Here is a 15,004-nt window from a genome sequence, read left to right as displayed (position 1 = left end):
TCATCGCCTCCGTCGTCCGCCGGCGCCGGCGGGCGCCCTGCGCGCCCGACCGCGGCGCGGGGGAGCCGGTGCCTCGTCCTCCTCGGCCGGCTCCTCCTCGGCCGGCTCACCCTCGTCGGCGAGCTCCTCGTCGGCGAGCTCCTCGTCGGCGGGCTCCTCGTCGGCGGGCTCCTCGTCCGCCTCGTCCACCGCTTCGTCGCTCTCGTACTCGGGCAGGTCCTCGTCCTCCTCGTCCTCGTCCTCGTCCCCGGACACGTCCTCGAGGTCGTACTCGTCGTCGACGTCCTCGAGGTCCTCGTCCTCCGGCCGCTCCTCCTCCGCCGTCTCGTCCTCGACGGCCTCCATGTCGCGGGACTCGTCGCCGGTCTCGTCGAACGACTCCTCCTCGCCCTCCTCGCCGGCGCGCTGCTCCTCCTCGAGTGCCTCCTCGTGCGTCTTCACGACCTCGCCGTCGTGGATCTCGCCGCGCCAGCCCTCGACCTCCTCCGGGTGCAGCAGGACGGTCGTCATCGCGTGCCGGCGGAAGTGCTTGAACTCCAGCCGGGCACGGCGGCCCTGGGCACGCCAGAGGTTGCCCGTGTACTCGAACAGACCCTTGGGCCAGTACTCCAGCACCAGGAGCACCCGCGTCGCGTTCGGCTCGAGCGGGGTGAAGCTGACCGCGCCGTCGACGTGTCCCTTGGCGCCCTTCGAGCGCCACACGATGTGGGAGTCCGGGACCTGCTCGAGGATCGTGGCCTCCCACTGACGACGCGAGATGAAGATCTTCGCCTGCCACTGGGTCTTCTCGTCCGACATCGTGTCGACGGTCTCGACCTTCTTCATGAAGGTCGGGAAGTCGCCGAACCGCGTCCACAGGTCGTACGTCGTCCGCAACGGCAGGCCGACGTCGAGATGCTCGACGATGTTGGTGACCTTGAGTTTCTTGCCGCTGGAGCCCCTGCCCCCGCCGGGGCCGTCCCCGTCCCCGTCGCCGCCCCCGAAGACGCCCTTGACCTTCTCCTTCAGACGGGAGAGGAAGCCTCCGCCCCCGCCGTCCCGGTCGCCGTCCTCGTCGCCCTCGGCCCTGTCGTCGCCCTCGGCCCTGTCGTCGTCCTCGTCGCGCTCGTCCTGCGACCTACCCCCGAGCGCGGCCCGAAGGCCCTGCCCGCCGTTCTCGGAGACGTCGTTGAGCCGGTCGGTCAAGCTCGTCACCCGTTCCGTCGCCGCGTCCGCAGCCCGCTGTACCACCAGCCCGAGAAGTCGCTGTCCCGCGCCCTTCAGGGCGTCGGCCGGAAGTGCGTCGGCGAGCTTCGTCGTCCCGTCAGGCATTGCTGGTCCTCCGGCCCGCCTTGGCCTTCGACGCCGCACCACGTGCGGCCTTCGTGCCCGCCGCAGCGGCCCGGCCGGCCGTGGCCTTGCCACCGGCGCCACCGGCGCCACCCGCGTTGCCCGCGGCCCTGGCGGTGCGCCGTCGACGCGGAGGCGCCGGCGCCTCCGCCGGCGGCTCGTCCGCCTCCACGTCCTCCGCGGCGGCACCCCTCTCCTGGGCGTCCGGCTCCTCGCCGGTCTCGTCGGCGACGTCGTCGGTCTCGTCGGCGACGTCCGGGGCCTCGGCGGGGCGGCGCTTCGGTCCGCCGAGATCGCCGAGGGACTCGACCCGCTTGCCGACCCTGTCGGTCAGGGACTCGACCTGCCGTGCGGCGACCGCCATGGCAGCCCCCTTGCCCGCATCGATAAGGCGGCCACGGATCTGGTCGGTCAACGCGGCCAGCTCGGGCGAACGTTCGAGGAGCTTGCTGCCCTGGGCCAGCAGCTCACCCGGCCCACCCGCACGCCGACCGGCGGCCATGCCACCGAGCATCATGGCCAGCTTCATCTTCTTCGTTCGTCCCAGGAAGTAGCCGCCGGCCACTCCTAGGGCTACTCGTACGCCGCATTTCATCGTGCCTCCTGGTGTAGTGCCCGCTCCGTGTCGAACCGTCGTGATCGGCGATCATGCGTCGTGTGGTGGGATCGGTGTCGGACGCGAACCGGGGTCGTCAGCTTCTACCCGCTGCCATTTGTTCGCACACCGGGAAGGCGAAGATCCAGGATAGTTGCGCCGTTCGGCGCAGATCTTCCAGCCAGGCAGCCCAGGTTCGCCATCCTTGTGCGGGGTGACCGCGGTCGGATTATTCACCTGTTCGGCCCGAATGTTCGCAGAAATACTCGATCGGCCGATGCGTCGAGCACCACTCGGATGTCGGTGCGGACCTACCCCGATTCGATCACCGAAGAGCAAAGGCGATCACGGGCGTGAAGAGTTCTCCTCACCGGTCTCCACAATGCAGGAAGCCACGCCGCTCAGGAACCCTGAAGCCGCCCTCGATGACCCGGACTCCCGGGAAACCGGCTCCTGGGAGGACGGCGCTCCAGGGCCCGCCCTAGGACTTCGACGCCACGACGATGATCACGACGATGAGGGCGATCAACAGGAGGACGACCGTCACCGGGAGCAGGACGAGGGCGAGAACGAGAGCGAGGACGAGGAGCACCCGCACCCCCGGGCTGAGCGACCCGACGGCCGCCTTCACGGCACCCCACACCGGGTTCTTTCCGGCGAGGCGCGCCTGGATTCCTCCCAGGACGCCGCTGAGGACGAACCCGCCCGACGCCGCCATCGCGTCGAACGACTTCGCGAGGTGCTCGACCTGGTCGAGGGCTACGCCCACGGCGCGTTGGAGCAGCGTCCGGAGCAGCTCCTTGAGACTCGCCTTGAGCCTCTCGACCGGGTCCGCGGGAGGATCCTGCGGCAGCCCGCGAAGACTGCGAACCGGGGGGTCGTTCACCGCCGCGGTCACCGGGTACCCCCATCGTCGGAGGACGAGCAGAATCCCGTTCGCCGGAGACGCTGTCGTGACCGCGGTCGCCCGCACGTGTCGAGGTCCACTCGGGTTCCTCCTCGTCGGCTCGAGTCGTGCGCCCTCACGCGACGCCGGTGCGTCATCAATACCCGCCTCCCGCTGCCGGGACCCGCCGAGCAGGCCGTTCCACGCCGAAATACGCCATCTGCCGCAGCTGCCGCGCCGTCTGCGGGAATCGGTACCGCCAGGTGCGGGAGGAACTATTCTCGCTCCTGACGAACTGTTGACGGTACTCGGCTTAGACGGTATTGGGACAGCTACCGGACAATACGCTCGCAGGAGGGCCGGCAATCGGTACGGATGACCCCCGGGCTCCGAAACGGGGCGCCGGCACTCGGCGGTGGGTATGTTGCCGTGCGCACACGGCGTCGCCGGAAACTGCGGTCGGGCCGGACGGCCCAGATCACTTCGCGGCTCCGCCCGGAGGCGCCCCGAGATCAGAAGTCGGGGAGGAGAACCCCGGATCCGGAAGGTCCGCCGACCCGGATGCGCAATTCGGTCCGTAGGAGTCGGAAGCGATGGAGGACGATGTGCGTAGATCGGCGAGAACCCGTGCACCCGCCGCGGCGGACCCGCAACGCCCGCGCCACGCTGTCCCTGCCCCGACGCCTCGCCCGCGGTTTCGCACCGTGCCGGTCCGGCACCGCGAGGACATGGACGTCCTGCTCCTCGCGGCGGCGCGCCACAGCCCGGGGAACGCAGCCCATCTGATCGATGTCGTCCGCCGGCTCAGCGGTGGGATCTTCTCGCTCCCGGAGCACAGCGTCTATCACGCGCTCCATCGACTCAGGAACAACAGGTTGATGCGGGTCAGCTGGGAGGACGGAACCCGCCGATACCTCCTGACTCCACTGGGCGAACGCGTGTTGGAGACGCGGCGTCGAGAATGGGCCGCCTTCGCCGAAGGGATGGACAAGGTGCTCGACGCGGGCTCCCCCCGCGACCGGTGATCCGCCGACCACTGCTTCGCGTCGTGGGGTCGGCCTCCGCTACCGCACGCCGACATGGCGGCGCGGGACGATCTGCACGGCCTCGCGGTCGGCAACCGCGCCTTCGTCGTGGCCATGGAGGCGTCGAGCACGATCGGGTCCTGGTGGGTCTACCTGCTCGGCTTCACGGCCGTGACGGGGTGGCGGCTGACCCGGCTCGCGGTGTTCGTGGGCGTCACCGTGGCGGTGAACCCGTTGCTCGACGAGCTCGTGAAGGTGCCGTACACCGCGCCCGGCCGGTGCTCACCGACCCGGTCGGGCACGCCGACGGCCCTGCAGGGCGTCTCACCGACCGTGTGCACGCCATGGCGCCCTCCCCGTCGGTCCCGGTCAGAGGCTCTTCAGGACCGCGTCCGCAGAGCTGACCGTCACGTCCGTCGGTGCCGACTCGACCCACAGGTCACGCAGCACACCGTCGACGAGGACCGCGGCGTAGCGCTGCGAGCGCCTCCCCAGCCCGAACGCGCGGCCGTCGAGCTGGAGCCCGATCGCCTCGGCGAAGTCACCGTTGCCGTCGGCCAGCATGACGACCGCGTCCCCCGTGTCCCGGGAACGCCCCCAGGCGTCCATCACGAACGCATCGTTGACCGCGACGCAGGCGATGGTGTCGACGCCCTTCGCCCGCAGCTCGTCCGCCCGCAGGACGTACTCCGGCAGGTGCTGGTCGGAACACGACGGCGTGAAGGCGCCGGGCACCCCGAACAGGACGACGGTCCCCCGGCCGAGCACCTCCGCACTGCTGACCGGGGCGGGGCCGGACTCGGACATGGTCATGAGGGTGACGTCGGGGACGGCGTCGCCGGGCGAGAGGGACACGGTTCTCCTCGAGGTGCTGCTCGGGCGGCGGTTCGCCCTGCTCGAACCCTAGAGTGGCGGGCCCCTCTCGGCGAGGGGCTCGTCGGGTCGGGACGTTCTCGCCGGGCCGGTCCCGGCGCGTCCCGGGCTCCGGCCAGGGCCGAGGCTGGTCGCTGGACTCGGCCTGCCCTATCTCCACGCTCCTCTCAGGACGGAGCTTTCATGCAGGGGGCCGCTACCGCGAGGTCGTGAGGGTCGTCGTGACCGGGACCGTGGCGCTGCCCGCCGGAATGTCCGCCGTCAGGATTCCGGGCGGCGGTTGGGTCCACCACCGCCACAGCGGCCCGGTCGCCGACCACCTCGGGCCACCACGAGCACGCCTCACCGGTCGGCAGTAGCGGCACGGCGCGGCGCCGTTCCCGGACACTGCCCCTACCCTGCGGCCGCTCCGTGCCGATAACTGACGGAGAAGGTGCCCCCCGCCAAGGCCCCGGTGTGGTCGTCGTACCCGCCGCGGGCATCGAGGGCGAGCGACGTGTAGGTGCTCAATGGCCTCCCGTCGACCGAGGCCCCGGTGAACGTCACCGTGCCGAAGTCGGGAAACGTGCCGGTGGGCGACTCGAGGATGAACTCGGCCGAGGTGTTGCTTCCGTTGTAGGACCTGGCGACGGTCCTGGACCAGTTCCTGGTGTGGTCGGTGACGGTCAGCGTGTAGCGGGTCCCGGCGCGGGTCACCTCGGCGCTGATCGAGTCTCCGGGACCGACGGGGTCGTCGTAGTAGACCGGCGGGGCGGGGGCCAGCTCGTACCACGCCCGGTAGACCGGTACCCCGCCCGCGCAGCTGGTCTCCACCCCGGCCTGCTCGACCATGGTGGTGCCGAAGCCGCCGAGGCCGACCCACGGCGCGAAGGCGTCGGTGGTGGTGTTGCAGGTGACGGCGGGTTCGATCCACCGCGCCGACACCGAGCTGAACTCGCGTCCGGCCGTCACGTAACCGGACCAGTTTCCGCCGTCGGCGTTGTAGCCACGCCCCACCTGCGGGTCCGCCGCGGCGGGGGCGGCCGACAGCAGGGCCGCGCCTGCGAGCAGGATCGCCACACCCGACGTGAGACGTCCTGCGATGTTCCAGGTCTTGTGCACCATCATCTCCCCCGGCCAGGACACATGCGTCGAGCTCGCCTCGTCCCGGACGTCGACTTCCGCCCCGGGAGTAGTCGGCACCCCGCCAATCTCGACCGTGGCCGGCGGCCACGTCAACAGCCCTGGCCCACCGAGGTGAAGTGACCGTTCGAGGCCCCTGCCGGCAGGTCTGCTGTGGACGGAGTCCGTTCCCCGCCGGAACCGGTCCCCCGAGCGGACTTGACCTGAACCTGGCTTCAGGTCGCACCGTGGCGGCATGACCTCCACCACCGCGATCGTCACCGGTGCCGGGCAGGGCTTCGGCCTGGCCCTCACCACCGCCCTCGCCGCCCGCGGCGGCACCGTCGTCGTCTGCGCCCGCGACGCCCGCCGGCTCCACGCCGCGACCGCGGGTCTGCCCGGCGTCCTCGCGCTTCCCGGCGACGTGACCGACGCCGGGTTCCGGGCCGAGCTCGTCGCCGCCGCGGGTGAGCGCCTCGACCTGCTGGTCCACAACGCGGGCGAGCTGGGCCCTCACCGCTGCCCGGGCTCGCCCGCTATCCCCTCGACGCCCTGCGGGGCGTCCTCGAGACCACCGTGCTCGCTCCGCTGGCCCTCACCCAGCTCGCGCTCCCGCTGCTGCGCGCGGCCGGCGGGACCGTCGTCGCACTCAGCTCCGACGCCGCCGTCGAGGCCTACGAGGGATGGGGCGGCTACGGCGCGGCGAAGGCCGCGCTCGACCAGGTCGTCGCGGTGCTCGGCGTCGAGGAACCCGCGGTGCGGGCGTACGCGTTCGATCCCGGGGACATGCGTACCGCGATGCACCAGCGCGCGTTCCCCGGCGAGGACATCTCCGACCGCCCCGATCCCTCGACCGTGGTGCCGGCGTTCCTCCGGCTGCTCGACGAGCGCCCGGCCCGCGGGCGCTACCGGGCGTCGGATCTCGCGCCGGCCGGGACCGCGACGTGAGGGCGACTGCCGCGACCCGGTTCGCCGTCCCGCCGGAGCTGTCCGCGGCGGAGACACCCGAGTCCCGCGGGCTGGCCCGGGACCAGGTGCGCCTACTCGTGGCGCGCGACCGCAAGCCGTTGCGGCACAGCAGATTCACCGAGCTTCCCGGGGCTCTCGACCCCGGCGACCTGGTGGTCGTCAACACCTCCGACACCGAGCCCGCCGCGGTCGACGGGTTCCGATCCGACGGGCGCCCGGTCGTCCTGCACGTCTCGGGGCCGTCGACCGGCGGCACGTTCGTCGTCGAGCCGCGGACGCCGGAGGGAGAACGGGTCACCGACGCCGCCCGCGGCGACACCGTGCGGCTGCCACCCGGCGTGGCCGCCACGCTCGTGGCCGCCCACCCGGACCCGTCCGTACGCACCGGCAGCAGGCTCTGGCGCGCCCGGATCCCGGTCGAGGGCGGTCTCCCGGCGTGGCTGTCCGCGACGGGCCGCCCGATCCGCTACGCCTACCTGCGCGAGCACCCCGCGCTCGCGGACCACCGGACCGTCTTCGCGGTCCCCGCGGGCGCGTCCGACGACTGGTTCGGCAGCGCCGAGATGCCGAGTGCGGGCCGGCCGTTCACCCGAGCCGTGCTCGACGGCCTGCACGCCCGTGGCGTCGGGATCGCGGAGCTCGTGCTGCACACCGGGGTGTCGTCGCCGGAGGCCGACGAGGTGCCGCTCCCCGAGCGGTACCGGGTGCCGGCCGCGACCGCGGACGCGGTGAACGCGACCCGCGCGGCGGGACGGCGGGTGGTCGCGGTGGGCACCACGGTGACCCGCGCCCTGGAGACCGTCGCGGACGTCGACGGCACCGTGCGGGCGGGCGAGGGGTGGACGGACCTCGTGCTCGGCCCGGACCGTCCGGTCCGGGTGGTGGACGGGCTGGTGACCGGCTGGCACGAGCCGGAGGCGTCCCACCTGCTGCTGCTCGAGGCGGTGGCCGGGGCCCTGCTGGTGGGACGGGCGTACGCCGAAGCCGTCCGGACGGGGTATCTGTGGCACGAGTTCGGGGACTCGTGCCTGTTGTTGCCGGCGCGCCGCGCGGCGTGATCGAGGGGTCGCCCGGCTGGGTCAGGACCGGCCGCTCCTATGCGCGGAGTGCGGTCGCTCGCTTGGTGGTCGAACCTGCTGGGTGTCCGGAGTATCGATGTGCGGCACGGGGCGGCTCGGCCGGGACCCGCGCATTCCGGCTGGAACCGCCTCGGGGTCCACCTCCCGAGTTGGCTGACGCCCGCGTCGGCCCCGGCTCACGGATGCGGGCTGACAGCGGGTTCCCCGACGCCCCGACTGTTCCAGGGGACGGCGGGAAGCCTGGTCCCCACCAGGTGAGGAGTTGACGTGAGTCGGCAGAGTCTGGCGAAGGCTCACCAGAAGATCCAGGAGCTGGCCTGGGAGCCGCAGTACCACGAGCCGTACATGAAGTACGGAACCGACTACACCTTCCGCAAGGCTTCGAAGAAGGACCCGCTCAAGCAGGTGCTGCGGTCCTACTTCCCCATGCAGGAGGAGAAGGACCACCGCGTCTACGGCGCGTCCGACGGAGCGATCCGCGGGAACATGTTCCGCCAGGTCCAGGAGCGTTGGCTGGAGTGGCAGAAGCTGTTCCTGTCCATCATCCCGTTGCCGGAGATCTCGGCGGCGCGGTCGATGCCGATGCTGTTCCACGTGGTTCCCAACCCGGAGCTGCACAACGGCCAGGCGATCCAGATGATCGACGAGGTACGGCACTCGACGATCCAGCAGAACCTCAAGCGCCTGTACATGAACAACTACATCGACCCGGCGGGCTTCAACAACAGCCTGCGGGACTTCCAGAGCGACTACTGCGGCACCATCGGCCGGCAGTTCGCCGAGGGGTTCATCACCGGTGACGCGATCACCGCGGCCAGCATCTACCTGACGATCGTCGCCGAGACGGCGTTCACGAACACGCTGTTCGTGGCCATGCCGGCCGAGGCCGCGGCGAACGGGGACTACCTGCTGCCCACGGTGTTCCACTCGGTCCAGTCCGACGAGTCGCGCCACATCTCCAACGGCTACGCCACGCTGCTGATGGCGCTGTCGGACGAGGACAACCGCCAGCTGCTCGAGCGCGACCTGCGCTACGCGTGGTGGAACAACCACCGCGTGGTGGACGCCGCCATCGGCACGTTCATCGAGTACGGCACCAAGGACCGGCGTAAGGACCGCGAGTCCTACGCCGAGATGTGGCGTCGCTGGATCTACGACGACTACTACCGTTCCTACCTCGTCCCGCTCGAGAAGTACGGTCTGGTCGTTCCTCATGACCTGATCGAGGAGTCCTGGAACCAGATCTGGAACAAGGGCTACGTGCACGAGGTCGCGCAGTTCTTCGCGACGGGCTGGTTGGCGAACTACTGGCGCATCGACGGCATGACCGACGAGGACTTCGAGTGGTTCGAGTACAAGTACCCGGGTTGGTACGACAAGTACGGCGCCTGGTGGGAGAACTACAACCGGCTGGCCGTGCCGAACGGGCACAACCCGATCGTGTTCGAGGACGTCGACTACGTCTACCCGGCCCGGTGCTGGACCTGCATGGTCCCGTGCCTGGTCCGCGAGGACATGGTGACCGCCGAGGTCGACGGCATGCACCGGACGTACTGCCACGAGGTCTGTCGCTGGACGGACGTGGAGGCCTTCCGGGGCACCTACCAGGGTCGCGAGACCCCGAACATGGGTCGTCTGGTCGGCAAGCGCGAGTGGGAGACGCTCTACCACGGCTGGAACTGGGCCGACGTCGTCTCCGACATGGGCATGGTGCGTGACGACGGCAAGACCATGACGGCCCAGCCCCATCTCGACCTGGATCCCAAGAAGATGTGGACGCTGGACCACATGCGGCGGTGCCCGCACCTGCAGAGCCCGAACGTGCTGTTCAACCAGATGGACGACGCGGGCCGCGCCGCGTTCGTCGAGGACTACCACCGTCAGGGCCCGGCCGGGCGGCCGGCCCCGAGCACCGCCTGACCCTGCAGAACAGGCGCAGCGAGAAACGGGGGAGGGCCCACCGGGCCCTCTCCCCGTCCGGCGCCCCCTGCCTTCACCCCGGGCACGCGCCGAGACGTCGAAAGGTCGATCGATCGCATGGGCGAAAAGCACAGTGTGCGGTTCGAACCCGTCGGCATCGAGATCGAGGTCGACGAGGACCAGACCATCCTCCGTGCGGCCGCCGAGCAGGGCGTGCAGCTCATGCACGGCTGCAAGGAGGGCCAGTGCGCCGCCTGCAAGTCCTTCGTCCTCGAGGGTGAGGACATCGAGCTCGACAGCTACTCGACCTTCGCCCTCCCGGACTACGAGAAGGAGGAGGGCTCGACGCTGCTGTGCCGGGCCCACGCCTACGAGGACCTGGTCATCGAGCTCCTCAACTACGACGAGGAGATCATCCGTTCCGGCCTGCCGCTGCGGAAGGGCGTCGCCGAGGTCGTCCTCAACGAGCCGGTCACCCCCGACATGCGCCACCTCGTGCTGAAGCTGGTCGAGCCGGACGAGATCAAGTTCTTCCCGGGCCAGTACCTGGACCTCACGATCCCGGGGACGACGGAGAGCCGCTCGTTCTCGATGGCGAACACCCCGGACCGGGAGGGCCGGCTCTTCGAGTTCGTGATCAAGATCTACCCCGACGGACAGTTCTCGCAGTACCTGGCGACCACGGCCGAGGTGGGCGACCGGTTGGACGTCGAAGGTCCGTTCGGGACCTTCACGCTGCGCGAGAGCCGGACCTCCGACCTCGTGTTCGTCGGCGGTGGGGCCGGTCTGGCCCCGATGCTGGGCCTGCTCCGGTCGATGGCGGAGCGGGGCATCGACCGGAGGACGACCTTCTACTACGGCGTCCGGACCAGGCCGGACCTGTGCTTCGAGGACGAGATGCACGCCTTCGAGGACCGGCTGCCCGGCTTCCGCTACGTGCCGGCCCTGTCCGAGGCGGACGGGGACGAGGACTGGGACGGGGAGACCGGCTTCGTCACCGACGTGCTGAAGCGCGGCGAGCAGGACCTCAAGGGACGTGAGGCCTACGTCTGCGGGCCGCCCCCGATGGTCGACGCCGCGATCCCGCTCCTGCAGGACCTCGGGGTCCCCACCGAACACATCTTCTACGACAGATTCACGACCACCGGCGACCCGGAAGGAGCGGACTGACCATGACCACGACCGGGGAGCAACCCGTCAGAAGCGTGCCGAAGGTGAACTTCACCGACGCCGAGGCCGGCGCGAAAGTGTTCCCGGACTCCGGGGCGTCGGCCCGCCGTTTCAACTACTTCACCCCGGCCAAGCGGAAGCCGAGCCACTACGAGGACGTGACCGTGGAGGTCCAGCCCGACCCGCGGCACTACCTGTCCCAGGGCTGGCTCTACGGCTTCGCCGACGGCGAGGCCGGTTACCCGCTGAACTGGACGAAGCTGAAGGCCTGGGGCGTGGACCGGCCCGAGCCGGAGCGCTACCCCGGCTCCGGCGGTAAGGGCTACGAGTGGCCCGCCCACGGTTGGCACGAGTTCCGCGACCCCAACGAGGAGTGGGAACTCACGCTCTACCGCTACAACGCCAACGTCGTGCGCCAGCTGAACCAGAACATCGAGAACGCCCGCGACGCGAAGGCGTTCGAGCAGTGGGCGCCGAGCTGGGTCCGTTTCGTCGAGCGACACGTCGGGGCCTGGATGCACATCGAGCACATCCTCGGCCTCTACGTCTTCGCCGCCTGCAACCGGTCCGCCCCGACGAACATGCACAACACCGCGATCGCGGTGAACAGCATGCACAAGATCCGGTTCGCGCAGGACCTCGCGCTCTACAACCTCACGCTGACCGAGGAGATCGACGGCTTCGACGGCACCGCCCACCTCGACTCCTGGAACAACGACCCCGAGTGGCAGGGCGCCCGGGAGGTGGCCGAGGCATTGACCGCGGTCGACGACGACTGGGGCGAGATGATGTTCGCGACCAACGTCGTCTTCGAGCCGCTGATCGGCGAGCTGTTCCGCAGCAACATGGTCCAGCAGTCCGCCGCGGCCAACGGCGACTTCGTAACGCCGACGATCATGGGCGCCGGGGAGTACGACTACGCCCGGCGGGACCTGCGCTGGACCCAGGCCTGCTTCGGCCCCCTTGCCGCGGACAAGGAGTTCGCCGACCACAACAAGGCGGTCATGCAGGAGTGGTTGGCGCGCTGGACGCCCCGCTGCCTGGACGCGGCGCGCACCATGGCGCCGCTGTGGGGCCTGCCCGATGTGAAGCCCCGCGACTTCGACCACGCGCTGGCGCGGGCCGAGCGACGCTTCGCCGGCATCGTCTCGGATCTCGGACTGCAGATGCCCGCGGAGGCGCAGTCATGACCAGCTCGACCGCGCAGAGCCCGTTCGCCCCCAACAGCACCGCGTCCGACAAGTGCGGGGTGACGCTGATGAACAACCAGGTCGGGGCGATCGTGGCCGACGTGATGAGGGACAAGGAGGGCGTCACCATCACCGTCCTGCCCTCCATGATCCGGGTCGACGCCCGGAAGCGGATGGACTTCGTCTACGCGGAGATCGACGAGGCGGCGGGCGAGGACGAGGGGTGGTTCGACGCCGCGGAGTTCGAGGAGAACATGTCCACCCACTACGGGCGGATGGTCCACCTGGACGACCGGACGATCATGTTCGCCAACCCGGAGGACGCCGCCGGGTACCTCGGTTTCGACCTCCGCGCGCTCAGCTGATTCCAGGTTCCTACGGTTCGGCAAGGAGACTCGCGATGATCGAGATCGGCGTGTTCCACAACGGGGCGTCGGATCTGCCCACCAAACACGTCGCCTACAACGGTGACGACGTCGTGGTCAACGACGGTGACCTCGCCGCCACCCACACCTCGGCCCAGCGGACGATCGTCAATCAGGTCCGTCAGGGCATCCTCGCCGAGCAGCTGGGCTTCGACTACTGGTTCCAGACCGAGCACCACTTCCAGCCCGAGGGCGCCGAGCTGTCTCCCAACCCGCTGCTGAGCGAGGCGGCGATCGCCTCGCGGACCAGGCGGATCCGGCTCGGTCAGGCCGCGAACATCGTCAGCTGGTGGCACCCGATCCGCATCGCCGAGCAGGCCGCGATGCTGGACGTGATCAGCGGCGGCCGGCTCGAGTTCGGCATCGGGCGGGGTTACCAGCCACGGGAGAACGAGGTGTTCGGCTGGCCGTACGGCTCGACCATCCAGGACCAGGAGCGCAACCGGGCCTACTTCGAAGAGGCCTACGACATCATCATCAAGGCCTGGACCCAGGATTCGATGTTCCATCACGGCGAGTTCATGTCGCTGCCACCGTCGTTCACGAAGTGGAACCACAAGCAGACCCTGGCCTACTTCAGCCAGCCCGGGATGGGACGCACCCTCGAACAGGTCCTCAAGGTCGGCAACCCGGACATGTACTCGGCCGGAAATCCGGTGCAGGCCACGACCACGAAGCTGCTCGAGTTCCCGGTCTACCCGCAACCGCTGCAGAAACCCCATCCTCAGATCTGGGAGCCCCTGACGAGCCCGCGCTCGGTGAAGTTCGCGGCCGAACGGGGCATCAACGGCTACTTCATCGTGGAGCCCAACTCCCGGCTGAGGAGGAACATCGAGCTCTACTACGAGGAGGCGGAGAAGGCCGGCTGGCCGGACCGGCAGAACCGCGGCCAGTTCAAGTACGGGTGGGACGCGGAGAAGCGCCGCGGCGTGGTCACCTGCCGCTACATCCACTGCGTGGACAAGGGCCTAGGCGACCTGGACCGCGCCGCCCAGGCGCTGGAGTTGCAGTGGGACTACTACGGTCCCTTCGGGTTCGCCGCCGTGCTCGCCGAAGCGGACGAGCCGTTCTACGACATGAGCATGAAGGTCACCGCGGAGATGCTGCGGGACAAGAAGGTCGCCATCCACGGCTCCAAGCAGTACGTGATCGACTCGATCATGGAGATCAAGGAGGTCTGCGGGTACGACGACTTCATGTTCCACGCCTGGTTCGAGGCCGGCGGGTTCTCGGCGACGGAGACCGAGGCCCAGATGCAGTACTTCGCCGAGGAGATCATGCCCGTCCTGCACCGCGAGTACGGGCATTCGCCGAATCCGGAGAGCATGGTCGATCTCGACGTGAAGGCCCCCGCCACGACCGGAGCGTGATCACCGGGTCGCCGGGTGGCGCGGGCGAGTCCCGGCCGCCCGCCGGTCCGTGTACGGAACGGCAACCGGGAGTACAGCTTTCGGCCACCAGGCGTTTCTCCGGGGTCTCAGTGGGCACAACCAGCCCGTCGGATCGGGCGGGCCGAAGGGTGAGGTGGAATATGGCGGGTAAGGCGAGGCAGACGGAGACACAGACCGGCGGCACCGTAGCGGAGTCCGCCGGGCAGCCGGGCGGCAGCCCCGACGCGGGCGGGACGACGCTGACCGAGGAGACCCGCCCGGAGCGCCCGGCGGAGGGGGGTGCAGAGGGAGGGCGATCGGCGACGGTGAATCTTCCGTTCGTCACGGCCGAGTTCCGAGCTCCCCACCTGCACATGCCCGGACGCGCGGACCTGGACGCGGCCGCCCGCGGGGTGCAGTCGGTCCTCCCCTCCCCCAAGTCGCTGCTGTTCTTCGGCGGCCTGGCGGCGACGGCGGTCGCCGGGGTCATCGAATGGCCGGTCGCGGCCGCCATCGGCGTCGGGAGCGCGCTGGCCAGCCGGGGTGAGGCAAACCCGGAACCGCGCGGTGGCATGCCGAACGTGGCGCAGGCGGAGACCTCCGGCCCGGCCGACGCGAAGACGTCCGACGGGCCCCGCCCGAACGCCCAGGGGAACACGTAGACCTGACCTGCCCGACCTGACAGGGGTCCGCGGAGTCCCCGGGCCATCGATCGAGGCGAGCGCGTGATCGCGGCGCTCGCTGCGTCGCCCGGGAGTTCCTGGTGTTGCACCGTGTGTTCAGCCTGATCGGGACCGCTGCCGGCGAGGTCGTCGGCGCCGTCGAGGGGGTCGCCGAGTTGGTGGCGGCGGCCGCCTCCGGTGCGATGACGACCTCGTCGAGCCGTGCGCACGTGCGCGTGCGGGGGGTGCACGAGGCCGATGCGGGGATCGCCGCACAGTTGGAGCGGCGGATCGACGCCGATGCCGCCGTTCGACGCACCGAGGTCAACGCGGTCCTCGGCGATGTCCTGGTCGAGTTCGACCCGGAGCGGCTCACGGTGCGCGACGTGGTGGATCTCGTGCGAGCGGCC

15 protein-coding genes and 1 pseudogene are annotated in these 15,004 nt (G+C 70.1%); 10 read left to right on the top strand and 6 right to left on the bottom strand.

What is annotated here, in order from left to right:
- The 3 genes from WBK50_RS10955 to WBK50_RS10945 all read right to left on the bottom strand — a co-directional run bounded on the left by WBK50_RS10955 (position 1) and on the right by WBK50_RS10945 (position 2,810).
- Positions 1 to 1,311, bottom strand: a complete 1,311-nt coding sequence (locus tag WBK50_RS10955; protein ID WP_341335489.1) for an SRPBCC family protein — start codon at positions 1,309 to 1,311, stop codon at positions 1 to 3.
- Positions 1,304 to 1,924: a hypothetical protein gene (locus tag WBK50_RS10950; RefSeq protein ID WP_341335488.1), complete on the bottom strand. Its 621-nt coding sequence runs from the start codon at positions 1,922 to 1,924 to the stop codon at positions 1,304 to 1,306. Before WBK50_RS10950 ends, WBK50_RS10955 begins: the two co-directional genes overlap by 8 nt.
- Before the next feature lie 481 nt (positions 1,925 to 2,405).
- Complete coding sequence (locus tag WBK50_RS10945) at positions 2,406 to 2,810, bottom strand: hypothetical protein (RefSeq protein ID WP_341335487.1); 405 nt, start codon at positions 2,808 to 2,810, stop codon at positions 2,406 to 2,408.
- Between the two features lie 728 nt (positions 2,811 to 3,538).
- On the opposite strand from WBK50_RS10945, the gene WBK50_RS10940 reads away from it, so the two are divergent.
- Complete coding sequence (locus WBK50_RS10940; RefSeq protein ID WP_341335486.1) at positions 3,539 to 3,835, top strand: PadR family transcriptional regulator; 297 nt, start codon at positions 3,539 to 3,541, stop codon at positions 3,833 to 3,835.
- A gap of 149 nt (positions 3,836 to 3,984) precedes the next feature.
- On the opposite strand, the gene WBK50_RS10935 is transcribed toward WBK50_RS10940, so the two are convergent.
- The 3 genes from WBK50_RS10935 to WBK50_RS10925 all read right to left on the bottom strand — a co-directional run bounded on the left by WBK50_RS10935 (position 3,985) and on the right by WBK50_RS10925 (position 5,890).
- Positions 3,985 to 4,176 (bottom strand): hypothetical protein, encoded by a 192-nt coding sequence (locus WBK50_RS10935; protein ID WP_341335485.1) that lies wholly within the window; start codon positions 4,174 to 4,176, stop codon positions 3,985 to 3,987.
- 28 nt (positions 4,177 to 4,204) lie between these two features.
- Positions 4,205 to 4,690, bottom strand: coding sequence for a peroxiredoxin (locus tag WBK50_RS10930; RefSeq protein ID WP_341335484.1), 486 nt, complete (start codon positions 4,688 to 4,690; stop codon positions 4,205 to 4,207).
- A 411-nt stretch (positions 4,691 to 5,101) separates the two neighbouring features.
- Positions 5,102 to 5,890 carry a G1 family glutamic endopeptidase gene (locus WBK50_RS10925; RefSeq protein ID WP_341335483.1) on the bottom strand — a complete coding sequence of 263 codons (789 nt, stop codon included), beginning with the start codon at positions 5,888 to 5,890 and terminating at the stop codon, positions 5,102 to 5,104.
- 175 nt (positions 5,891 to 6,065) lie between these two features.
- Here WBK50_RS10925 and WBK50_RS10920 point away from each other — a divergent pair.
- The 9 genes and pseudogenes from WBK50_RS10920 to WBK50_RS10880 all read left to right on the top strand — a co-directional run.
- A pseudogene (locus tag WBK50_RS10920) lies at positions 6,066 to 6,254 on the top strand (SDR family NAD(P)-dependent oxidoreductase); the annotation flags it as partial.
- 131 nt (positions 6,255 to 6,385) lie between these two features.
- Positions 6,386 to 6,757: an SDR family NAD(P)-dependent oxidoreductase gene (locus tag WBK50_RS10915; RefSeq protein ID WP_341335482.1), complete on the top strand. Its 372-nt coding sequence runs from the start codon at positions 6,386 to 6,388 to the stop codon at positions 6,755 to 6,757.
- The gene (locus WBK50_RS10910; protein WP_341335481.1) at positions 6,754 to 7,836 is read left to right on the top strand and encodes an S-adenosylmethionine:tRNA ribosyltransferase-isomerase; all 1,083 of its coding nucleotides are present in this window, start codon (positions 6,754 to 6,756) and stop codon (positions 7,834 to 7,836) included. Before WBK50_RS10915 ends, WBK50_RS10910 begins: the two co-directional genes overlap by 4 nt.
- A 303-nt stretch (positions 7,837 to 8,139) precedes the next feature.
- Positions 8,140 to 9,777, top strand: a complete 1,638-nt coding sequence (locus tag WBK50_RS10905; RefSeq protein ID WP_341339359.1) for a methane monooxygenase — start codon at positions 8,140 to 8,142, stop codon at positions 9,775 to 9,777.
- Positions 9,778 to 9,894: 117 nt separating this feature from the next.
- The gene (locus tag WBK50_RS10900) at positions 9,895 to 10,947 is read left to right on the top strand and encodes an NADH:ubiquinone reductase (Na(+)-transporting) subunit F (protein ID WP_341335480.1); all 1,053 of its coding nucleotides are present in this window, start codon (positions 9,895 to 9,897) and stop codon (positions 10,945 to 10,947) included.
- Between the two features lie 2 nt (positions 10,948 to 10,949).
- Positions 10,950 to 12,137, top strand: coding sequence for a toluene hydroxylase (locus WBK50_RS10895; protein ID WP_341335479.1), 1,188 nt, complete (start codon positions 10,950 to 10,952; stop codon positions 12,135 to 12,137).
- Entirely contained in the window at positions 12,134 to 12,502 is a 369-nt protein-coding gene (gene mimD / locus WBK50_RS10890) for a propane 2-monooxygenase effector subunit MimD (protein ID WP_341335478.1), read from the top strand. Before WBK50_RS10895 ends, mimD begins: the two co-directional genes overlap by 4 nt.
- A 35-nt stretch (positions 12,503 to 12,537) precedes the next feature.
- Positions 12,538 to 13,932 carry an LLM class flavin-dependent oxidoreductase gene (locus tag WBK50_RS10885; protein ID WP_341335477.1) on the top strand — a complete coding sequence of 465 codons (1,395 nt, stop codon included), beginning with the start codon at positions 12,538 to 12,540 and terminating at the stop codon, positions 13,930 to 13,932.
- A 326-nt stretch (positions 13,933 to 14,258) separates the two neighbouring features.
- On the top strand, positions 14,259 to 14,594 hold the full coding sequence (locus tag WBK50_RS10880; RefSeq protein WP_341335476.1) for a hypothetical protein: 336 nt from the start codon (positions 14,259 to 14,261) through the stop codon (positions 14,592 to 14,594).
- The last annotated feature ends 410 nt before the right edge of the window (positions 14,595 to 15,004 follow it).

The organism is Pseudonocardia sp. T1-2H, from assembly GCF_038039215.1.
In the GTDB taxonomy this organism is placed as follows: Bacteria; Actinomycetota; Actinomycetes; order Mycobacteriales; family Pseudonocardiaceae; genus Pseudonocardia.
Note: the sequence above shows the minus strand (reverse complement) of the source record. Positions and strands in the feature narration are given on the sequence as shown.

Excerpts from the sequence above, each read along its gene's own strand:
- WBK50_RS10955 (WP_341335489.1), bottom strand. The coding sequence starts at position 1,311 with ATGCCTGACGGGACGACGAAGCTCGCCGACGCACTTCCGGCCGACGCC.
- WBK50_RS10950 (WP_341335488.1), bottom strand. The coding sequence starts at position 1,924 with ATGAAATGCGGCGTACGAGTAGCCCTAGGAGTGGCCGGCGGCTACTTC.
- WBK50_RS10940 (WP_341335486.1), top strand. The coding sequence starts at position 3,539 with ATGGACGTCCTGCTCCTCGCGGCGGCGCGCCACAGCCCGGGGAACGCA.
- WBK50_RS10900 (WP_341335480.1), top strand. The coding sequence starts at position 9,895 with ATGGGCGAAAAGCACAGTGTGCGGTTCGAACCCGTCGGCATCGAGATC.
- WBK50_RS10895 (WP_341335479.1), top strand. The coding sequence starts at position 10,950 with ATGACCACGACCGGGGAGCAACCCGTCAGAAGCGTGCCGAAGGTGAAC.
- mimD (WP_341335478.1), top strand. The coding sequence starts at position 12,134 with ATGACCAGCTCGACCGCGCAGAGCCCGTTCGCCCCCAACAGCACCGCG.
- WBK50_RS10885 (WP_341335477.1), top strand. The coding sequence starts at position 12,538 with ATGATCGAGATCGGCGTGTTCCACAACGGGGCGTCGGATCTGCCCACC.